General features: G+C 46.7%; 22 protein-coding genes. 17 read left to right on the plus strand and 5 right to left on the minus strand.

Going from position 1 to position 19,027, the window contains the following annotated elements; genetic code table 11:
- Positions 1-3 precede the first annotated feature (3 nt).
- The 6 genes from BST85_RS01145 (at position 4) to rlmN (ending at position 5,789) form a co-directional block, all read left to right on the plus strand.
- A complete protein-coding gene (locus BST85_RS01145) occupies positions 4-330 on the plus strand; it encodes a nucleotide pyrophosphohydrolase (protein ID WP_104811582.1) in 327 nt (108 codons plus the stop codon).
- Positions 330-566, plus strand: a complete 237-nt coding sequence (locus BST85_RS01150) for a hypothetical protein (protein WP_146090615.1) — start codon at positions 330-332, stop codon at positions 564-566. The genes BST85_RS01145 and BST85_RS01150 overlap by 1 nt, the downstream gene beginning before the upstream one ends.
- On the plus strand, positions 566-1,801 hold the full coding sequence (locus BST85_RS01155; RefSeq protein WP_104811584.1) for a 3-phosphoshikimate 1-carboxyvinyltransferase: 1,236 nt from the start codon (positions 566-568) through the stop codon (positions 1,799-1,801). The genes BST85_RS01150 and BST85_RS01155 overlap by 1 nt, the downstream gene beginning before the upstream one ends.
- Before the next feature lie 81 nt (positions 1,802-1,882).
- The gene (queA, locus tag BST85_RS01160) at positions 1,883-2,932 is read left to right on the plus strand and encodes a tRNA preQ1(34) S-adenosylmethionine ribosyltransferase-isomerase QueA (protein WP_104813847.1); all 1,050 of its coding nucleotides are present in this window, start codon (positions 1,883-1,885) and stop codon (positions 2,930-2,932) included.
- Positions 2,933-3,049: 117 nt separating this feature from the next.
- The gene (locus tag BST85_RS01165) at positions 3,050-4,708 is read left to right on the plus strand and encodes a T9SS type A sorting domain-containing protein (RefSeq protein WP_146090616.1); all 1,659 of its coding nucleotides are present in this window, start codon (positions 3,050-3,052) and stop codon (positions 4,706-4,708) included.
- Between the two features lie 40 nt (positions 4,709-4,748).
- Positions 4,749-5,789 carry a dual-specificity RNA methyltransferase RlmN gene (gene rlmN, locus BST85_RS01170; protein ID WP_104811586.1) on the plus strand — a complete coding sequence of 347 codons (1,041 nt, stop codon included), beginning with the start codon at positions 4,749-4,751 and terminating at the stop codon, positions 5,787-5,789.
- A gap of 48 nt (positions 5,790-5,837) precedes the next feature.
- On the opposite strand, the gene BST85_RS01175 is transcribed toward rlmN, so the two are convergent.
- Positions 5,838-6,749, minus strand: a complete 912-nt coding sequence (locus BST85_RS01175) for a T9SS-dependent choice-of-anchor J family protein (RefSeq protein WP_104811587.1) — start codon at positions 6,747-6,749, stop codon at positions 5,838-5,840.
- Positions 6,750-6,851: 102 nt separating this feature from the next.
- Here BST85_RS01175 and BST85_RS01180 point away from each other — a divergent pair, with 102 nt between their 5' ends.
- The 5 genes from BST85_RS01180 to dnaG all read left to right on the plus strand — a co-directional run bounded on the left by BST85_RS01180 (position 6,852) and on the right by dnaG (position 12,396).
- Positions 6,852-7,829: a polyprenyl synthetase family protein gene (locus BST85_RS01180; protein WP_104811588.1), complete on the plus strand. Its 978-nt coding sequence runs from the start codon at positions 6,852-6,854 to the stop codon at positions 7,827-7,829.
- 75 nt (positions 7,830-7,904) lie between these two features.
- Positions 7,905-8,471: an RNA polymerase sigma factor gene (locus tag BST85_RS01185; RefSeq protein ID WP_104811589.1), complete on the plus strand. Its 567-nt coding sequence runs from the start codon at positions 7,905-7,907 to the stop codon at positions 8,469-8,471.
- Complete coding sequence (locus BST85_RS01190; protein ID WP_104811590.1) at positions 8,458-9,231, plus strand: hypothetical protein; 774 nt, start codon at positions 8,458-8,460, stop codon at positions 9,229-9,231. Before BST85_RS01185 ends, BST85_RS01190 begins: the two co-directional genes overlap by 14 nt.
- A gap of 44 nt (positions 9,232-9,275) precedes the next feature.
- On the plus strand, positions 9,276-10,325 hold the full coding sequence (locus BST85_RS01195; RefSeq protein WP_104811591.1) for a hypothetical protein: 1,050 nt from the start codon (positions 9,276-9,278) through the stop codon (positions 10,323-10,325).
- Between the two features lie 100 nt (positions 10,326-10,425).
- Complete coding sequence (dnaG, locus tag BST85_RS01200) at positions 10,426-12,396, plus strand: DNA primase (RefSeq protein WP_104811592.1); 1,971 nt, start codon at positions 10,426-10,428, stop codon at positions 12,394-12,396.
- A 7-nt stretch (positions 12,397-12,403) separates the two neighbouring features.
- Here dnaG and BST85_RS01205 read toward each other — a convergent pair whose 3' ends face one another.
- Both BST85_RS01205 and nadE read right to left on the minus strand, forming a co-directional pair.
- Complete coding sequence (locus BST85_RS01205; protein ID WP_104811593.1) at positions 12,404-13,036, minus strand: response regulator; 633 nt, start codon at positions 13,034-13,036, stop codon at positions 12,404-12,406.
- Between the two features lie 163 nt (positions 13,037-13,199).
- On the minus strand, positions 13,200-13,991 hold the full coding sequence (gene nadE / locus BST85_RS01210; RefSeq protein WP_104811594.1) for an NAD(+) synthase: 792 nt from the start codon (positions 13,989-13,991) through the stop codon (positions 13,200-13,202).
- 102 nt (positions 13,992-14,093) lie between these two features.
- Here nadE and gldB point away from each other — a divergent pair, with 102 nt between their 5' ends.
- From gldB to BST85_RS01225, 3 genes are read left to right on the plus strand one after another with little or no spacing between them, the layout of a single operon-like run.
- On the plus strand, positions 14,094-15,056 hold the full coding sequence (gldB, locus tag BST85_RS01215; RefSeq protein WP_104811595.1) for a gliding motility lipoprotein GldB: 963 nt from the start codon (positions 14,094-14,096) through the stop codon (positions 15,054-15,056).
- Positions 15,056-15,394 carry a gliding motility protein GldC gene (gene gldC, locus BST85_RS01220; protein ID WP_181039930.1) on the plus strand — a complete coding sequence of 113 codons (339 nt, stop codon included), beginning with the start codon at positions 15,056-15,058 and terminating at the stop codon, positions 15,392-15,394. Before gldB ends, gldC begins: the two co-directional genes overlap by 1 nt.
- Complete coding sequence (locus BST85_RS01225; RefSeq protein WP_245917607.1) at positions 15,391-15,756, plus strand: GTPase; 366 nt, start codon at positions 15,391-15,393, stop codon at positions 15,754-15,756. The genes gldC and BST85_RS01225 overlap by 4 nt, the downstream gene beginning before the upstream one ends.
- Here the strand turns inward: BST85_RS01225 and yihA are convergent.
- Together yihA and BST85_RS01235 are read right to left on the minus strand one after the other, a co-directional pair.
- Entirely contained in the window at positions 15,731-16,336 is a 606-nt protein-coding gene (gene yihA, locus BST85_RS01230) for a ribosome biogenesis GTP-binding protein YihA/YsxC (RefSeq protein WP_104811597.1), read from the minus strand. The genes BST85_RS01225 and yihA overlap by 26 nt on opposite strands.
- A 9-nt stretch (positions 16,337-16,345) precedes the next feature.
- Positions 16,346-17,110, minus strand: coding sequence for an alpha/beta fold hydrolase (locus BST85_RS01235; RefSeq protein WP_104811598.1), 765 nt, complete (start codon positions 17,108-17,110; stop codon positions 16,346-16,348).
- 243 nt (positions 17,111-17,353) lie between these two features.
- Here BST85_RS01235 and mraZ point away from each other — a divergent pair, with 243 nt between their 5' ends.
- The 3 genes from mraZ to BST85_RS01250 are packed head-to-tail and all read left to right on the plus strand — an operon-like array spanning position 17,354 to position 19,024.
- Positions 17,354-17,827, plus strand: a complete 474-nt coding sequence (mraZ, locus tag BST85_RS01240; RefSeq protein ID WP_104811599.1) for a division/cell wall cluster transcriptional repressor MraZ — start codon at positions 17,354-17,356, stop codon at positions 17,825-17,827.
- On the plus strand, positions 17,814-18,710 hold the full coding sequence (gene rsmH, locus BST85_RS01245; RefSeq protein WP_104813849.1) for a 16S rRNA (cytosine(1402)-N(4))-methyltransferase RsmH: 897 nt from the start codon (positions 17,814-17,816) through the stop codon (positions 18,708-18,710). Before mraZ ends, rsmH begins: the two co-directional genes overlap by 14 nt.
- Positions 18,707-19,024: an FtsL-like putative cell division protein gene (locus BST85_RS01250; protein WP_104811600.1), complete on the plus strand. Its 318-nt coding sequence runs from the start codon at positions 18,707-18,709 to the stop codon at positions 19,022-19,024. The genes rsmH and BST85_RS01250 overlap by 4 nt, the downstream gene beginning before the upstream one ends.
- Positions 19,025-19,027 lie beyond the last annotated feature (3 nt).

Consider the following 19,027-nt stretch of genomic DNA (forward strand, 5'->3'; position numbering starts at 1 on the left):
TTAATGGATCTAAAACACGCACAACTGGTCGTAGATCAATGGATCAAGGAACACGGGGTTCGTTACTTCAACGAACTGACCAATATGGCCCAGTTGACCGAAGAAGTGGGAGAGGTTGCCCGTATCATTGCCCGTCGGTATGGGGAACAAAGCGAGAAAGAGTCGGACAAGGATAAGGATCTGGGTGAGGAACTGGCCGATGTGGTCTTTGTGGTCCTTTGCCTGGCCAATCAGACAGGTGTCGATCTGCAGGCGGCCTTTGACAGTAAGATGGATAAAAAGACCAAACGGGATCACGACAGGCACCACAACAATGAAAAACTCCGCTAATGTTTAAAAAGATACTTTCACATCCCGGGTTTTGGAAATCCGTGGCGTCTATGGCGCTAGCGTTCATCGTCCTGTTCCTGGTTTTCAAATGGGTCATTGAAGGCTTTAAGTGGAGTTTCTTCCAACGCCAAGATCCGCTACTGTTTTATGGCACGTTGATCGCTGCTGGTCTGGTTTATGGATTTATGGTCACCTATGGTAAATTCTGGAAGAGGTTCAAGGAAAGCGACCGTTAATGGATCTGCAGTTAATTCCTCCAAAGGAGCGCCCCTCAGCGCTAAGGGTTTCCATAACTGGTTCCAAGAGCGAATCCAACAGGATGTTGATCCTGCAGGCGCTCTATCCCCAACTTAGAATTTCCAATTTATCCAATAGCGATGATACACGAGTTCTAACCAAAGCTTTGTCTTGTTCTGAGGATGTCATCGATATTCATCATGCAGGGACAGCCATGCGATTTCTTACGGCTTATTTGGCCTCCAGACCAAACCGATCGGTGACTTTAACCGGTAGTGAGCGCATGCAGCAACGCCCAATCCGAATCCTTGTGGATGCCCTGAATTCGATGGGGGCCAATATCAGCTACAAAAAGAACGTCGGTTATCCTCCCCTGCGCATTGAGGGAGCCAATCTAAGCGGTAAGTCTGTTTCAATAGCCGCAAATACGAGCAGTCAATATTTATCTGCCCTGCTCTTAATCGGTCCATCTTTACCGCAAGGACTGATCTTGAACCTGGAAGGAGAGATTACCTCGAGGCCTTATTTGGAAATGACATTGTCCTTGTTACAGGAGATCGGTGTAGAGACCGCCTTTGAAGGGAATCAAATAAGAGTGAGTCCTTTTGAACTTGATCAACCACGAGATCTTATCGTGGAATCGGATTGGAGCTCTGCTTCCTATTTCTACAGCCTCGTCGCCCTATCGGCAGAGATGACTGTAACACTGACAAGCTATAAACCGGAAAGCTTACAAGGAGATGCGGCATTGACCAAAATTTATGCTGAACTCGGCGTGCAATCAAAGTTTGATCCGACTAATGCGTCACTAGTCCTAAGTAAAAGGCAGGGACATGAGCTGCCGGATCGTTTGGAGCTGAACCTGGCAGATACACCGGACCTAGCTCAAACCATTGCTGCCAGCTGTGCCGGGCTGGGGATAGGTTGCCACTTAACCGGGCTGCATACCCTAAAGATCAAGGAGACCGACAGACTGGAAGCCCTGAAGGCAGAGTTAGGGAAGTTGGGAGCTCTGATCAGTGTTGGTCAGGACTGGTTGACGTTAGATGCTGGAACTAAGTTGATACCAAATCAGTATATCGAAACCTATCACGATCATCGGATGGCCATGGCAATTGCACCACTTGCCCTATATGTTCCCATGACGGTATTAGATGCCGGAGTAGTTTCCAAGTCCTACCCTTCATTTTGGAGTGACCTGGCAATGACCGGGATTGGTCAGGTTGAGGGGTAAATAATCTCCAAATTACTTGACAACCCCTCTTTCGAGATTGTATATTTGCACCTTCGCTAAAAAATCACTTCGCTTATGGGAATGAAACTTTCCAATTTCAACTTCGAGCTGCCTATGGATCTGTTGGCAGAGTACCCCGCAACCAATCGGGATGAAGCCAGATTAATGGTGCTGAATCGTGCAGAAAAGACTATAGAGCATAAGATGTTCAAAGATTTGATCGATTATTTCGAGGAAGACGACGTACTGGTCCTTAATAACACTAAAGTTTTTCCCGCTCGACTTTTTGGAAACAAGGAAAAGACAGGTGCGCGCATCGAGGTATTTTTGCTACGCGAATTGAATCCTGAGACCAGGCTTTGGGATGTATTGGTAGATCCAGCTCGTAAGATCAGAATTGGGAATAAACTGTATTTCGGTGAGGACGAGTCCCTTGTGGCCGAGGTCATAGACAACACAACATCCCGGGGTAGAACGCTACGATTCTTATTCGATGGATCATACGAAGAGTTTAGAAACAAATTGAGCGAATTGGGAGAAACTCCCCTGCCAAAATACATCAAGCGTGAGGTGGAGCCTGAAGATGCCGAGCGCTATCAGACCATCTTTGCGAAAGAGGAAGGTGCCGTTGCGGCTCCAACAGCCGGATTACACTTTTCCAAGCACTTGATGAAGCGATTGGAGATCAAAGGAACCCGCTTTGCTGAGATCACCCTGCATGTTGGCCTGGGTACGTTCAACCCGGTAGAGGTAGAAGATCTGTCCAAGCATAAGATGGACTCTGAAGAGATCACCATTGCGTCAGATGCTGTTCATACCATCAATCAGGCACTGGTACAGAAAAGAAGGGTTTGCGCAGTGGGTACAACTGTGATGCGCGCATTGGAGAGTTCGGTATCGTCCAACAGTACCTTGAATGAATATCAAGGATGGACCAATAAGTTCATTTTTCCTCCATATGATTTTAGCATCGCCAATGCCATGGTAACCAATTTCCACACGCCAAAATCGACCCTGCTGATGATGGTTTCGGCTTTCGCCGGTCACGAATTCATCAAGGAGGCCTATGCCGAAGCGATCAAGGAAAAGTACAAGTTCTACTCCTATGGTGACGCCATGCTGATCCTCTAGATTAAAATACATTGAATAGTGAACCCCGGTTTTGACCGGGGTTTTTTTGTGCTCTTCTTCGAGATAAACCAATGGAAAACAGTATCTTTAAGTACTAACTAACCTTACTGCTCTCTTTTGAAAGCGCTAATATCATTGCTGGTCATTCTTCTAACTGTACCTTTTACTTGGGCGCAGACCACCACTGAAGAATTACCCTATTCCTGGAGGACGAATGGTGTTGAAACTGTAGACCCCATAGTTTTGCCTGCCTTGGACCTAGACGCGATTAGAGAGGAGGACCGCATAAACGATCTGGATAAAAGTATTCCTTGGCGTTACGGTGTGGAACGTCCGCTTTACGTCAACATGCAAACTCATGGCCAGTGGACGGAATTGGAGAATGGAGGACGATTGTGGCGAGTTGCTATTCGTTCTACAGGAGCACAGAACGTCAGTATCAATTTCGACCGCTTCAAATTACCTAAAGGATCTCGGCTCTATTTCTACAATCGGGAACGTTCCGACCTCAGTCCTACCTTCACAGCTGATACCAACCGAGAGAATCAATTATTCGGTTCGTGGTTTGTTTATGGGCAGGAGATCATCGTAGAGTATTACCAGGCCAAAAGACAAGCAGAGAACCCAATACTACAAATTGGCAGTGTGATCCATGGGTATCGTCTCAGTAGGCTTGAGGCGTTGGACTTTTCTGAAAGGGGTTTGAACGACTCCGGAGATTGTCAATATGACGTGAATTGCCCCATTGGTGCCGATTTCGACAATAAGAAGGATGTACTGAAAAAGGCAGTGGCCCTGCTTAATCTGGGTAATGGATATTTGTGCACCGCAACCTTGCTAAACAATACTGCCTCCGACAAAACACCTTTTTTGTTAACGGCTAACCACTGTCTGGAGAACTCCAATCCCGCTTTGTGGAGTGTTCGATTCAATTGGATGAGCCCGAATCCGATCTGTGGTGAATCATCGGCCAGCTCGGACATTCAGTCCAACTTTACCATGAGTGGATCGCAATTACGAGCAAGTTCTGAGCTCAGTGATTTCGCCTTGGTCGAATTGGTGAACAGTATCCCAGAACCATGGGATGTGGCATTTGCCGGTTGGGACAATCGCGATCTGTTGCCCGAGTTCGAGATCGGCATTCATCATCCCAAAGGAGATATCATGAAAGTGTGCCGGGACGATAGCGGCGCCGTGAGAGAAACGGCCGACGGAACCGAAGTATGGCTCATTGGCGGTGTTTCTGCCGGCAGTGGTGATGGTTGGGAAATAGGTACGACCGAAAGCGGCTCTTCCGGATCCCCGCTCTTTGATCAGGACGGACGTTTGATCGGTCAACTCTTTGCAGGACGATCGGCATGTGAAGGCAATACAAACAATAAAGATATTGATGTTTACGGTCGCTTTGGTGTTTCCTGGGCCACGGGTAATACTCCGGAAAGCAGATTAATGGATTGGCTGGACCCCTTGGATACCGGACAACCTACTACGGAGACCCTTCAGAATATTTTGAGTGTGCAGGACTTCGATTTAATTGGCGACTTGAGCATTTTCCCCAATCCAGCAACCAATTACCTGACGGTATTGAACTACAGATATCCCAATCTCTCTTACTCACTCTTCAATTTACTGGGACAGGAAGTAGGATCCGGATCCCTCTCTGACTCTCAGAATCTGATACCCCTTACCGATCTATCGGAGGGGATGTATTTACTTTATCTTATTGATGGTGATAGCGGTGAGACCCAGACCAAGAAAATAGTCGTTAGCCGATAAGGCCATTCTCCCTTTGTTATTCCGTATTTTTGCACTGTTTATGCAGTCAAAGAAAGATATTCGATCCCTAACTAAGGAGCAGTTGAGACAATTCTTCGTGGATCTAGGCGATAAGGCCTTCCGTGGGAACCAGGTCTATGAATGGTTATGGTCCAAAGGAGCACATAACTTCGAGGATATGACCAATCTTTCCAAAGAAATCAGGGCTCATCTGCAAGAGAACTTTGTGATCAATCACATTGCGGTGGACCAGATGCAACGCAGCACTGATGGAACAATTAAGAATGCTGTCAGGCTACATGATGGTTTGGTGGTAGAATCTGTACTCATTCCCACCGAGACCAGGACTACGGCCTGTGTCTCCTCCCAGGTTGGCTGCAGCCTGGATTGTAAATTCTGCGCAACAGCCAGACTTAAACGCATGAGAAACCTGAATCCCGATGAGATCTTTGACCAGGTTGTCGCCATAGATCGGGAAAGCAGACTGTATCACGGTCGGCCTTTAAGCAATATTGTATTCATGGGCATGGGAGAACCCCTGATGAACTACAAGAACGTGCTGAAGTCCATTGATAAGATCACCCAGGATGACGGTCTGGGTATGTCCCCAAAGCGGATCACCCTTTCTACCTCCGGTGTTCCTAAAATGATCCGTAAACTAGCAGACGATGAGGTTAGGTTCAATTTAGCCGTCTCTCTGCATTCTGCTATTCAGGAGACCCGGGAGAGCATCATGCCTTTTGCCAAGCAGTTCACTTTGGACGATCTGCTGGACTCCATTATCTACTGGTATGAGAAGACCAGGAAGATGGTGACCTATGAGTATGTGGTCTGGAAGGGAATAAACGATGGGGATGAGGACATCAAGGCCCTGGTCAGATTTTGTAGCCGAGTGCCATCCAAGGTCAACCTGATCGAATATAATCCCATTGATGATGGGCAGTTCCAACAAGCGCACGATAGCCGGATAGATGCTTATATCAAAGGCTTGGAGAAAGCCAGGATACCGGTTACGGTAAGGCGTTCCAGGGGGAAGGACATTGATGCTGCCTGTGGGCAGCTGGCCAATAAAAAAGCCTGAAGTGAGCTCAGCTCTACTTCAGGCTTGATTTTATGAGTTAGTCTTAGCTTATCGCTTGACGATCTTGAAGCTAGTAGCTTGTCCTTGAGCTACTACACGCACAACATACACTCCCTGGTTAAGGGCAGCAATGTCTACACGCTCGCTAGAAGCATTTAGACGTTGGCTTATTACTTGCTGTCCCAAGATATTGTAGATCTCAACATTCTCGAAAGGACGAGCAGCACGCAGGATCAGTTCGCTGGCAGTTACACTGTGCTCAACACTCTCCAATACGTTGTCTTCAACACTAAGTACATCGTCGGCACTAACCTCGAAGTCATCCATCTGTAATACGAAAGAATCTTGAGCTACATAATGGATAGCAATGTAAATCTGTTCTCCGTCGTAAGCAGAAAGATCGTAAGTGTACTCAGTATAATCAATGGGAGCCTGAAGCTCACCACCTCCCAGGTCAACTGTGAAGTCAGCTTCGTCAGTTCCAGTAGTAGAAAGCAATACCTCAAAACGCTCTAGACCAAAAGCGTCAGTAACACTCTTAGCGTAGAAAGTGATTGAAGAACCAGTAGCTCCGGCAAGGTCAATTTGCGGAGTAATGATGTAGTCATCGTTCAAAGGTGTACCACTCACGTCTCCCTGAGAAGCAATCATGTACATTCCTTTAGTTCCTGTTCTTACATCCCAGGCTGTACCTGTGGCATCAACTCCACCTCCATCGAAAGCACCTGTTGGGTTAAAGATGATGGCGGTTCCGGTATAATTTTCGTTCTCGAAGTCGTAAGTAGCAGAACCATAAGTCGCGTCTCCGTCATTATCTATGGAAGTCCAACCATTAAAGTCCCCGTTCGGCACTCCGATAAAGAAATCATCGAAAGATTCGAATCCTTCTTCCCAGATGGTAACTTGAGCGTTTAGTGAAAAAGCGGCGAAAATCATCGCCAGTAAAGTAATTTTCTTCATAGTTTATTGATTAAGAATAATAAGTTATGTACCTCAAATATAGCTAATTTCTTCGATTAGCTCTTATTTCGAGCCGAATTAACTTAATTTTACGGGCAAGCAATGAAGATCGTATCCCGCATAAAGGAGCCCATCGAAAAAGAAATGGAACTTTTTGATCAAAAGTTCTCCAAAACTGCCGCTTCCCATGTATCGCTTTTTAACCGGATCATGCATTATGTAGTGAACCGTAAGGGTAAGCAAATGCGACCCATGTTCGTGTTCCTTATTGCCAAAATGGTCGGGAAAGGACAAGTGAACGAACGTACCTATCGCGGTGCCTCGGTCATCGAGCTTATCCATACAGCTACCCTGGTGCATGACGACGTTGTTGACGACAGTGACAGAAGGCGAGGATTTTTTTCGGTCAATGCCCTGTGGAAGAACAAGATTGCTGTCTTGGTCGGGGACTATTTATTGTCGCGGGGCCTCCTGTTGTCCATAGATAATGGGGATTTTGATCTCTTAAGGCAGATTTCGGTAGCGGTAAGAGAGATGAGTGAAGGAGAGTTGCTGCAGATCGAAAAGGCCCGACGGTTGGACATAACGGAAGAGGTCTACTTTAATATTATCCGCCAAAAAACAGCTACCCTTATTGCAGCCTGCTGTGCGATCGGGGCCGAATCTGTTCACGCGCCGGAGGAAGAAGTGGAAAGGATGAGAGAGTTCGGGTCACTTATCGGTATCGCTTTCCAGATCAAAGATGACCTGTTCGATTATGGGGAGGAGCAGATCGGGAAACCAACGGGCATCGATATAAAAGAACAGAAAATGACCTTGCCGCTTATCCATGTGCTCAATCAGGCTAAGCCGGATAAAAGAAGGTGGCTGATCAATTCCATCAAGAATCACAATAAGGACAAGAAACGGGTCAAGGAGGTGATCAGTTATGTGAAGGAAGAGGGTGGTTTGGACTATGCCATTGGCCGAATGCGGGATTACCGGGAACGAGCTCTTGATATTCTGGGTCATTATCCAGATTCAGCATATAAGGATTCCTTGGAGTTGATGGTCAATTATGTGATCGACAGAAAAAAATAAGTCTCCCGGGCAACCTTTCTGTTCCCACCTGCGTCTTTCCAATAAAGCGTAGCCAGCTAAACAGTTAACAGCCGGATGAAAGTAGTCTCTTTACATAAGAATTATGCCAAACTGATCGACCGGTCTCTGAAGGGTGACCGACGGGCTCAGCATCAGCTTTATGAGCTCTTTGCTCCTAAGATGTTGAGTGTATGCCGGCAATATGTAAAGAACATGGATCAAGCTGAAGAGGTCATGCTTTCCGGTTTCTTAAAAGTCTTTGTCAACCTGGGGAGTTTCAGGTCGGAGGGCAGTTTCGAAGGGTGGATCCGTCGCATCATGGTTAACGAAGCCTTGTCTTTCTTGAGGAAACAGCAACGGCTAAAGTTCAGTGATCCGGAGGAGATGTCCAGTCACGAGTTGCCGGTGGCCTATGTGGAAAGCGAGTTGGAGGTAGAGGAGATCCAGCGGTTGATCGATCAACTGCCGGAAGGATACAAGACCGTTTTTGTGCTCTACGCTGTAGAAGGATATAAACACAGTGAAATTGCCGAGTTGCTGCAGATTAGTGAAAGCACCTCCAAAACGCAGCTATTTAAGGCCAGGAAACTGTTGCAGTCCAAAGTGGATCAAGTAAATAAATTGAGTTATGGCTCCAATTAAATTTGAAGACAACATTCGGGAAAAATTGCAGAACCGAGAGATCGAGCCAAGTTCCCATGCCTGGAATAAGTTAGACCAGGCCTTGGGGAAGCCGCCAAAGCGGAGGCTTGCTCCAAGGACCTGGTGGGCGATCGCCGCTTCGGTGATGATTCTCATCTTTCTGGGTAGTTCACTCTTGCAAGAGGAGTCTCCGGGGGAAGAAATAGCAGAAGAGACCATTGAGCAACCGGAGAAGAGGTCAGAAGCAGTGCAATCTGTAATCCAGATCGCAGAAAAGGATGAGACTTTTCTTGAATCCGAAACGGTCGTACCTGAAAAGGATGAAGCATTGGCGGTCGAGGAGACAGAGGCAGAACTGATCCAGGAAAAAGAGTACATCCAACAGCAAGTTTCGTCCAAACCGGAAGATGTGGTTGCCGTTATCCAACAAGAAGAGATTGCGCCTGAACCTACCTTAGTGGAAAGAACTGAAGAGACCTTCGTCAGTGGGAAGGTAGATGAGGTCGTAGCCCAGGTGCAGGCCTTGCAACTGGAGAACAAAGAGGTGAGTCCGGAAGAAGTAGAAGCCTTGCTAGATGCTGCTCAGCGCGAGATCGCTAACAGGAGGGTATTAGAGGAAGTCGGTGGTAAAGTGGATCCTATGGCTCTGCTCATGGATGTGGAGAGCGAGATGGAGCGAAGCTTCAGGGATAAGGTATTCGATGCTTTGGGCGACGGCTTCGATAAAGTCAGGACAGCCGTAGCCGAAAGAAACAACTAAACATTCATCAATAAGACCCCCGCGGGTCATAAATCACGAACATCATGAGATTAATTACTATTTACGCCGCCATGGTGGCCTGGGTTATTTTTGCCCCAACTCTCCTGGCACAGGAGACTACAAACACCAATAGTGTGGAGGTGTTAAAGTCTGCCCGTCAAGACATCATCAATGAAGAAAAGAATGCACTTAAGCGCGACGTAGAGGCGATCAACAAGCAATTGGAAGAGGGCATTATAACAGAAGAGGAAGCCGAAAAGAAAAAGTTGGAGGCAGCGGAGGTCAGGGCCCTAAACATAGAGAACCGAGTGGCCATCATCGATAACAAGATCGCTTTGATAGAGCGTAATCCGGACGGAAATTATGCGGATGATGACGACAGTATCAACATTTCAATTTTTTCTGAAGAAAGCGTTCTTGATATCACTACCAATCACCGTCGACGCAAATACGACAGAAGGACCACCAGTCACCTGGTCTTTGCCTTTGGACTCAATAACGTCATTACCGAAGGTGAATCCCTGGACGATTCAGAGTTCAAAGTAGGTGGAAGCCGGTTTGCTGAATTGGGATGGGCTTGGAGAACCCGGGTATTCAAGAACAGCAACTGGCTACGGATCAAATATGGATTTTCCTTTGTCTGGAATGGATTGAAGCCTATCGATAACCAGTACTATGTGGATACTGGGGACCAAACTGAACTACAGGTATTCCCAGAGAACCTGAATAAGTCCAAATTTCGGATCGATAACCTGGTCTTCCCGGTTCATTTTGAAGTAGGACCGTCCAGGAAGATAGAACGGGAGGACTATTTTCGATATTCCACGAGGAGAAAGTTCAAATTTGGATTTGGGGGCTATGCCGGTTTCAAGCTCGGTACCAGGCAAAAACTGAAGTACGAAATGAACGGGGAGAAGATCAAAGAAAAGCAAAAAGGAAGCTTCAACACCAACAATTTCATATACGGTATCAGTGGATATATGGGATGGTCCGGAATCTCCCTTTATTGCAAATACGACCTGAATCCGATATTTAAGGATAATCCGGTTGAGCAGCGAAACATCTCGCTGGGGCTCAGACTGGACGTAGATTAACACTAACTTTAATCATCAAAACAGACCTGCCAAGAGCGGGTCTTTTTTTTATAATTGTGCTACATTTACAGAGGTCCACGTTGGGCCTCTTTTCCAATCCATGATCAGCCGTCAGACCATAGATGCCGTATTTGATGCCGCCCGGGTAGAGGAGGTCATTGGTGATTTTGTCCAATTGAAGAAATCCGGTAGTAACTTCAAAGGTCTGAGTCCATTTACGGACGAGCGAACGCCCAGTTTCATGGTCTCGCCGGTAAAGCAGATCTGGAAAGATTTTTCCAGTGGTAAGGGAGGAAATGTGGTGTCTTTTGTGATGGAGCACGAGCATTTCAGTTATCCCGAGGCCATCCGATACCTAGCCAGGAAATACGGTATAGAGATAGAGGAGACCCAGCAAACCGACGAGCAGAAGGAGGAGGCATCTGAAAAAGAGAGCCTCTACCTGATAAGTGAATTTGCCAGAGATTATTTTCATCGGGTCTTGTTGGAGGAGGAAGAAGGAAAGGCCATAGGAGGGACCTACTTCAAAGAAAGAGGGTTCACCGCAGATACGATAGAAAAGTTTGCTCTTGGTTATTCTCCTCAGCAGTGGGATGCGTTCACCCTTGCTGCAAAGGAGAAAGGGTATCAGATTGACCTGTTAGAGAAGACCGGACTAACCATCGTCCGGGAGGACAAGCAATTTGATCGGTTCAAAGGGCGGGTCATGTTCCCCATTCGGAGCATGAGTGGCCGCGTCTTGGGATTTGGGGGCCGAATATTATCCAGCGAGAAAAAGGCTGCCAAGTACCTGAACTCCCCGGAAAGTCCGATCTATCAAAAGAGCAAGGTACTCTATGGGATCTACCAGGCCAAGCAGGCCATTGCGAAACAGGATAATTGTTACCTGGTAGAAGGATATACCGATGTGATCCAAATGAATCAGCGTGGACTGGAGCATGTGGTGGCTTCTTCGGGTACGGCACTTACTGTAGAGCAGATCCGTCTGGTCCGTCGACTAACCAATAATATCACCTTGTTGTTTGACGGAGATGCGGCAGGGATTAGAGCATCCCTAAGGGGGGTAGACCTCATCCTGGAACAAGGCATGAATGTGCGAATCTGTACATTCCCTGAAGGAGAGGATCCGGATAGTTTTGCAAGGAACAACACCCTGGATCAACTACAGGATTATCTCAGTGCGAATACCCAGGATTTCATACGGTTCAAGACTTCCTTGTTGTTACAGGATTCTGGGAACGATCCGCATAAACGGGGACAGACCATAAGAGACATTGTCCAAAGCATCTCCAAAGTACCTGATGCAATCCAGCGTGAAGTCTATATCCAGGAATGTGCCCGGCTGATGGATATCAGCGAAGAGGTGCTCTTCAACTCCCTGGCCCAGCAACTGGAGAAGAGCAGGCGTGATGCCAAAAAGGACAGATCCAGGCAAGAGGTAACTCAGCCCATGGAGGTCATTGCAGATAGGACCCCTGTAACAGCAAAGGTGGATGGTCTCTTTGAATTGGAGCGCAAACTGATCGAGTTGCTCTTACTGTACGGACACAAGCAAGAGGAGTTTGAAGACTTGGTCTTGGAATCGGACGCGGAAGGTGAGATCTCCTTCAGGCCGGATATTGTCGAAGCCAAAGTCTATGAGAAGATCTACCTGGATCTTCAAGAGGACGAGATCGAATTCACCAATCTGGGATTCCGCAAGTTGTACTCCCACATCATCGATTCACTGAATCAGGATCAGGAAATTCAGACGGAGGTGTTCGTGAGCCGCTTACCACAGGAGTTAGCAATCTTGGCCAGTGACCTGCTTATGGAAGAGGAAAAACACAAATTGCATGCCTGGCAGCGGAAGGAGATCTTTGTACGGGACAAGGACCACCAGATTGGTCAGGTGGTTTCAGAGACCATTCTCAATTTGAGGAGGCACCTGGTCAGTTTAAAGATCGATGAATTATCTACTGAGATCAAGGAGTCTGACGATGAGAATCAAAAGCAATCCAATATGCAGGATATAATCGATTATATCATGCTGAAAAAAGTACTTTCCGAAAAATTGAACCGGGTGGTGTGATCAGGTATCACCCAAACTGAAACATCCTGGACTGGTGGATAAGATCGGCCAGGTTGTCTACTTTGAGTTTCTTGAGCAGTCGCGTCTTATAAGTACTGACGGTTTTCTCGTTGATGTTAAGCGCGTTGGCAATGTCCTTGTTGCGCTTGCCGCGAGAGAGTAAGTTTAGAACTTCGATCTCACGGGAGGAAAGCTTTTTGTAACGGCTCAAGGCACTGCTTTCGCCCACATTCCTGCTGGTGAATGTGGAAGTAAGCTCTTCATTTAAGAAGATACCTCCTTTCGCTATTTGCTTTAAAGCTTTCATAAAGATCTTGGTAGATGCCGTTTTAGGCACATACCCAGCCGCTCCTGATTTAATCGATCTCAGCGCATAGATCTCTTCAGGGTGTGTAGAGAAGATAAGGACCCTAGTCTCCGGATATTGAGACTTGATCGCCCGAAGAGCATTGATCCCATTGATCTGCGGCATGTCGATCTCCATTATCAGGATATCGGGTTTCAGCTCTTCAAGACTTTTATATAACTCGTTACCGTTATTAGCGCGCCCAATGATTGAAAAATTTTCATTCTTTTTGAGCATACAGGATATACCCTTTCGGGTAATCGGGTGGTGATCCGCAATAACGATGTTTTTCATTCTAAATGGTCCTTAAAAGACACTTAAAACAAATGCGGTTGTGATAAGTGTGAGGTTTTTGTAATACTTCTACTACAAATCAAATCTATAAAAAAGGCTAAAAAACAGAAAGCAATTTCGTTAAACGTCAATAATACTCGACAAATAACAGAAGCCCGCCAGATTATTCCTTCAAATTTGTAGGAATTTCGCACACAGGTATTGGGACCATTTTGTGCTGGTTGGCGCGGTTAAGTCGTTGATATATAAGATATACCTCTTTTTGCCTGCCTTCAAAGGCTTCCGGGCCCTTCCCAGAATCCTGCATTTTCATGGCCCACTCCAATTCGTCGTAGGATGCCCCGATCTGGTCTTCGTCCGTCCGGTTATCGCCCCAAAGCCCATCTGTTGGAGCGGCTTGTTGAATGTCTTTATTGATACCTAGCAATCGGGCAATTTCATACACTTCGCTCTTCATCAGGTCGGCTATCGGGCTGAGGTCTACACCACCATCTCCATACTTGGTGAAGAAGCCAACACCAAAGTCTTCTACCTTATTTCCTGTCCCGGCAACAAGGTATCCGTTAAGGGCCGCGAAATAATAGAGAGTGGTCATACGGAGCCTGGCACGCGTATTGGCCAAGGCCATAAACCTGGACTCTTCTTCGGCTACTTCGGGCAGAGAATCGATGAGGCTGTCAAAGACCGGGGTCAGGTTGACCTGGATCATTCTTACCTTGGGGTGTTGCTCTTTAAGCCAATTGATATGATCGATGGCCCGGCTCACTTGAGAAGGAGCCTGGTGGATTGGCATTTCCAGACAAAGCACTTCCATTCCGGTCAAGGCACAGAGGGTAGAAGTGACCGCAGAGTCGATACCTCCGCTCACTCCTACAACAAAGCCTTTTATCCCAGCGTTTTCAGCATAGGATCTCATCCATTCCACAATGTGATCGACTACTTTCTGTGTTTGCATTTTTGTCCGGTTTTAACCGATTATAGTAATACCTTTGTCAAAAAATTTTCGGCTTCTCAAAATTAATAAATTCTCTGTTCGTTTGTCAGATAAATCTGAACTGTGAAAAATAGTTGGAATATCCTATTTCTGAGTTTCGTTCTCTTGCTTTCATGTGCCGATGAAAATCGATTAGAGGAAGAGATCTCGGCCATCCCTGTAGAGGTCGATCTAACCCGCTTCGAGCTATTGTTTGACCAGGCGAATGAGGCCACCTTACCCGGCCTGAAACGGCAATATCCTCAGTTCTTTCCGGAGCAATACGGAGATAGTCTTTGGGTGAGTATGATCAATGATACCTTACAAAAAGAGCTGCGGACGGAAGTTTTAAGTCAATACCCTCCAGGGGGTGGTTTAACAGTAGAGCTGGAGGATTTCTATCGGCATTTAGCTTATTATTTTCCAAATTTCGATGTTCCCCAGGTATTCACCATTACCACAGATGTAGATTATCAGAACCCCATCGTTTTGACGGATCAGATGCTGGTGTTGGGTCTGGATAATTACCTTGGGGAGGAACATCCTTTTTACCAGAATATTCCTCGCTATGTTGTTCAGAATATGAGACCTGGGCGGATTAAAGCTGACCTTGCTCAAATCTATGCACAGCGGGTGGTGCCTCCACCATCGGACAGAACTTTGTTGGGTCAGATGATCTATCACGGGAAGGTCCTTTATATTAAGTCGCTATTGTTGCCAGGCGTATCCGATAATACCCTTATTGGTTATTTGCCCGAGCAACTGCAATGGGCCCAGGAGAACGAGGTAGAGATCTGGAGGTACTTTATCGAAAAGGAGATGCTCTATCTGACCGACCCTAAATTGTCACCCAGGTTCATCAATCCGGCTCCGTTTTCCAAATTCTATTTGGAGATAGACAACGAATCCCCTGGTATGATAGGCCGTTATATTGGCTGGCAAATGGTCGGAGCATATGTTGCAAGACAAGATGGGGATTTGGAGCAACTACTGAGTAGCGATTACAAAACCATTTACGAACAATCCAAATACAAACCCAGCAAATAATGGCCGCACATCAATCTAAGATCGAGATCGAAGTCCAATTGGACGAGAATAAGATTCCGGAAAAACTAAACTGGTCTGCACCGGACGGTGGAGTGAATAATGAAGAATCCAAGGCGGTACTCTTATCGGTTTGGGATCACAAGGCCCAGGAAGCCCTTAGGATCGACCTCTGGACCAAGGATATGCCTCTGGACGAGATGAAGGTGTTCTTCCATCAGACCCTAACGGCCATGTCGGACACCTTTGAGCGTGCTACTGGCGATCAGAAGATGAGTGCCACTATGCGCGACTTCTGCGATTACTTTGCCGAAAAACTGGAGTTGGGACGCAAGTCGTGAAGCTGATCTTTGTCTACAACGCAGACTCGGGAGCTGTTAACGCCATGTTGGATAGCGCCCATAAAGCGATCAGCCCTTCTACCTATGATTGCGCACTTTGCTCCATTACTCATGGTGTTTTCAGTGAACGGGAACAGTGGAAGGCGTATCGAGAATCTTCAGAACACGAATTTCTATTTCTTCACCGGGATGAGTTCCAGCGGCAATTTCGATCCAAATGGTTGCCTAAATTTAGTTTCCCAATAGTGCTGGAGGCGGGTTCTGAAGGACTTCAGGTATTGATAAGTAATGAAGAATTAGCCGAGATGGCCCAGCCACAAGAGCTGATCGACCTGATCAACGGCCGGATACTTCCCGGTTAATACTATCGATATATTCCAATAGCTGATCTCGTCCTGTTCGTTTGCTGGAAGAGGTCACAAAATAAGGAGGGTGCTCCTCCCAATGCTCCAGCATTTTTTCCAGGTAGTTGTCGATCTGTTGCTGCAGGGCCTGAGGTTTTAACTTGTCCGCTTTGGTAAAGACCATGGAAAAAGGAATGCCGTTGGATCCCAGCCAATTCATGAATTCCATGTCAATAGGTTGCGGGTCGTGGCGGCAATCGATCAGCACAAACGCGGAAACCAACTGTTTGCGCTTTTCAAAATATTGAGTGATAAACTTTTGGAAGGTCTTTTTTGCCTTTTTGGAGACCCGGGCATAACCATATCCTGGAAGATCGACCAAGTACCACTCTTCGTTTACAATAAAATGATTGATCAACTGGGTCTTTCCAGGTCGTCCGGAAGTTTTGGCAAGGCTTTTTCGCTCCATCAACATATTGATCAAGGAGGATTTCCCCACATTGGACCGGCCGATAAAGGCGTACTCGGGCAGGCGATGGTCCGGGCATTTGGCCACATCGCTATTGCTCATCACAAAACGGGCTGAGCTGATCTTCATGTCGGTGAATTAAAATCCTCTTTTCTGTAACCAGCCGTAGAGTAGCTCATTGAAAAGATCAGGGTGCTCCATCATGGCTGCATGACCGCATTTGTCTATCCAGTACAGATCTGAATCCGGAAGCAATAAATGGAATTCGTCGGCTACTTCAGGTGGGGTCACCGTATCGTTCTTGCCCCAAATTATGCAGGTGGGATTCTTCATGTGTGGCAGGTCCTTGGCCATATTGTGCCGGATCGCGCTCTTGGCTATTGCCAGGGTGCGGATCAGTTTGTTCCTGTCATTAACCGAAGCGTAAACCTCGTCTACGATCTCCTTGGTGGCAACTACCGGATCATAGAAGACGGCTTCTGCCTTCTTCTGGATATAGTCGTAATCGCCACGTTTAGGATAGGTTTCTCCCATAGCGCTTTCGTACAATCCTGAGCTCCCGGTAATAACTAGTCCTTTCACCTTTTCCGGATATAATTTGGTGCACAACAAGCCGATGTGGCCTCCCAGGGAATTCCCCAGCAGTATTGCTTCCTCATATCCTTTATAGTCGATGAATTCTTTGACGTAGACGGCAATGCTCTTCACATTGGTTTTAAGTAAAGGCATAGTGTAAATGGGTAGTTCCGGGATCACAACCTTGTATCCTTTGGCCGGGAAAAAATCAACAACCCCGTCAAAGTTGCTTAGTCCTCCCATGAGGCCGTGCATGATTATGATCGGGGTTCCTTCTCCAAGTTCCAGGTAAGAGTATTTCCCTTCCTTCTTTAATGGATATGCCATATGCGCGTCAAAAAATGAACAGAGCAAAAGTAATCAAATTTTCATGAAAAGGTTTTGGCAAGAACTGCTTGCGGAGCTTGAGAATGACTTACTCAGAAACGGCATTCAAACGGATTAATACCAGCAATTTGAGTGGTTATGTCGCCGAGTGGGAAAACTTATCAACAAAGTGTCAAAAAGTGGGAAAAAGTGGGAAACTTTGGCTATATTTGAATCAATCATCCACTCTTTCATAGCGCGTAAATGCTCAACCTAATCGGGACATTTGAATGTAAGGCAGACAATAAAGGACGTCTTAAGGTGCCAGCCAGTTTGAAGAAACAACTGGATCCTGTGGCTTCTTCCGGTTTTGTGGTCAAGCGTGCTGTATTCCAGCCTTGCCTGGAATTGTATCCAATGGAAGAATGGAACAAGTTGATGGAAAAGGTTAGCGAGCTCAACCGCTTCAACCGCAAGAACAACGATTTCATACGACGGTTCACTGCCGGGGTAAGAACCCTGGAATTAGATGCTGCAGGACGCATTTTGATCCCTCGGGATCTGATAGCTGTGGCCGGCATCGAAAAAGAGGTCGTGCTCAATTCTGCCATCAACATTATCGAGATCTGGGATAAATCGAAATACGAACAAGCCATTGACGACGCAGCCAATGACTTTGCTGATTTGGCTGAGGAGGTGATGGGGGATGCGAATGATGCTGCTAATGGAATACCATAAGCCGGTTTTGCTTCAGGCAACCGTAGAGGGACTAAACATTCAACCCAATGGGGTTTATGTGGATGTGACCTTTGGCGGCGGCGGCCACTCGCGTGAAATTCTTAAATGCTTAGGTCCGGAAGGCAGATTGGTGGCCTTCGATCAGGACAAGGACGCTTTAGAAAATGCTATCGACGATCCGCGTTTCCTGCTCATCAATGAGAACTTTCGTCATCTCAAACGATTCCTGCGTTTTCATGGGTATCGGGAAGTAGATGGTATACTGGGAGATTTTGGAGTGTCCTCCCATCAATTCGATGAGCCGGAACGCGGGTTTTCTACTCGCTTCGATGGGCGTCTGGATATGCGGATGGATCAGGACAGTCCTGTGTCTGCTTACGAAGTGATCAATGAGTATACCGAGGCCCAGCTCCGGGACGTATTCTATCAATACGGAGAATTGCGGGCGGCAGCGGGAATGGCACGGGTTATAGTGTCCTTTAGACAACAGCATCCAATTGAGACTACTGCGCAATTAAAGCAAGCCTTAGGTCGTTTTTTACCTAGACACCGTGAGAATAAGATCCTTGCTCAGATCTACCAGGCTATTCGTATCGAAGTAAATGGCGAATTGGAGGCCTTGAAGGAGTTCTTGATCCAATCCCAGGATGTGTTGAAGCCCGGTGGCAGATTGAGTCTGATCTCATACCATTCGCTGGAAGATCGTCTGGTCAAGCGCTTCATGCGCAATGGACTATTTGAGGGAGAACCAGAGAAGGATGTTTTCGGTAGGGTGTCGGTTCCATTCAAGCCGGTGGGTAAGTTCATTATCCCTTCGGAGGATGAGATCCAAACTAATAACCGGGCCAGGAGCGCCAAACTCAGAATAGCCGAACGACTATGAAGCGGAATTTCTATAACCTTGTCAAGGGAAAATTTCTTATTTCCGACGATTCCTTAAAGAATTGGCGGTTCATCATCTTTTTGTCTGTATTGGCACTGATCATGGTGGCCAGTTCGCATAGCGCGGACAAGAAGGTGCATCGCATTGCTCAACTGAACAATGAGGTCAAGGAACTGAATAGTCAGTATGTGGATGTTCGGATGCAATTGATGCAGCTGCGTTTTGAAAGTCGGATCATCTCCGTTATGGCTAATAGGGGACTGGCTCCCAGCGAGACCCCTCCGCAAAAGATCTTAATTAACTCCGAAGACTGAATC

The sequence above is a fragment of the Aureitalea marina genome, assembly GCF_002943755.1.
Taxonomy (GTDB): Bacteria; Bacteroidota; Bacteroidia; order Flavobacteriales; family Flavobacteriaceae; genus Aureitalea; species Aureitalea marina.

Excerpts from the sequence above, each read along its gene's own strand:
- BST85_RS01145 (WP_104811582.1), top strand. The coding sequence starts at position 4 with ATGGATCTAAAACACGCACAACTGGTCGTAGATCAATGGATCAAGGAA.
- BST85_RS01150 (WP_146090615.1), top strand. The coding sequence starts at position 330 with ATGTTTAAAAAGATACTTTCACATCCCGGGTTTTGGAAATCCGTGGCG.
- BST85_RS01155 (WP_104811584.1), top strand. The coding sequence starts at position 566 with ATGGATCTGCAGTTAATTCCTCCAAAGGAGCGCCCCTCAGCGCTAAGG.
- queA (WP_104813847.1), top strand. The coding sequence starts at position 1,883 with ATGAAACTTTCCAATTTCAACTTCGAGCTGCCTATGGATCTGTTGGCA.
- rlmN (WP_104811586.1), top strand. The coding sequence starts at position 4,749 with ATGCAGTCAAAGAAAGATATTCGATCCCTAACTAAGGAGCAGTTGAGA.
- BST85_RS01175 (WP_104811587.1), bottom strand. The coding sequence starts at position 6,749 with ATGAAGAAAATTACTTTACTGGCGATGATTTTCGCCGCTTTTTCACTA.
- BST85_RS01180 (WP_104811588.1), top strand. The coding sequence starts at position 6,852 with ATGAAGATCGTATCCCGCATAAAGGAGCCCATCGAAAAAGAAATGGAA.
- BST85_RS01185 (WP_104811589.1), top strand. The coding sequence starts at position 7,905 with ATGAAAGTAGTCTCTTTACATAAGAATTATGCCAAACTGATCGACCGG.
- BST85_RS01190 (WP_104811590.1), top strand. The coding sequence starts at position 8,458 with ATGGCTCCAATTAAATTTGAAGACAACATTCGGGAAAAATTGCAGAAC.
- BST85_RS01195 (WP_104811591.1), top strand. The coding sequence starts at position 9,276 with ATGAGATTAATTACTATTTACGCCGCCATGGTGGCCTGGGTTATTTTT.
- dnaG (WP_104811592.1), top strand. The coding sequence starts at position 10,426 with ATGATCAGCCGTCAGACCATAGATGCCGTATTTGATGCCGCCCGGGTA.
- BST85_RS01205 (WP_104811593.1), bottom strand. The coding sequence starts at position 13,036 with ATGAAAAACATCGTTATTGCGGATCACCACCCGATTACCCGAAAGGGT.
- nadE (WP_104811594.1), bottom strand. The coding sequence starts at position 13,991 with ATGCAAACACAGAAAGTAGTCGATCACATTGTGGAATGGATGAGATCC.
- gldC (WP_181039930.1), top strand. The coding sequence starts at position 15,056 with ATGGCCGCACATCAATCTAAGATCGAGATCGAAGTCCAATTGGACGAG.
- yihA (WP_104811597.1), bottom strand. The coding sequence starts at position 16,336 with ATGAAGATCAGCTCAGCCCGTTTTGTGATGAGCAATAGCGATGTGGCC.
- BST85_RS01235 (WP_104811598.1), bottom strand. The coding sequence starts at position 17,110 with ATGGCATATCCATTAAAGAAGGAAGGGAAATACTCTTACCTGGAACTT.
- mraZ (WP_104811599.1), top strand. The coding sequence starts at position 17,354 with ATGCTCAACCTAATCGGGACATTTGAATGTAAGGCAGACAATAAAGGA.
- rsmH (WP_104813849.1), top strand. The coding sequence starts at position 17,814 with ATGGAATACCATAAGCCGGTTTTGCTTCAGGCAACCGTAGAGGGACTA.
- BST85_RS01250 (WP_104811600.1), top strand. The coding sequence starts at position 18,707 with ATGAAGCGGAATTTCTATAACCTTGTCAAGGGAAAATTTCTTATTTCC.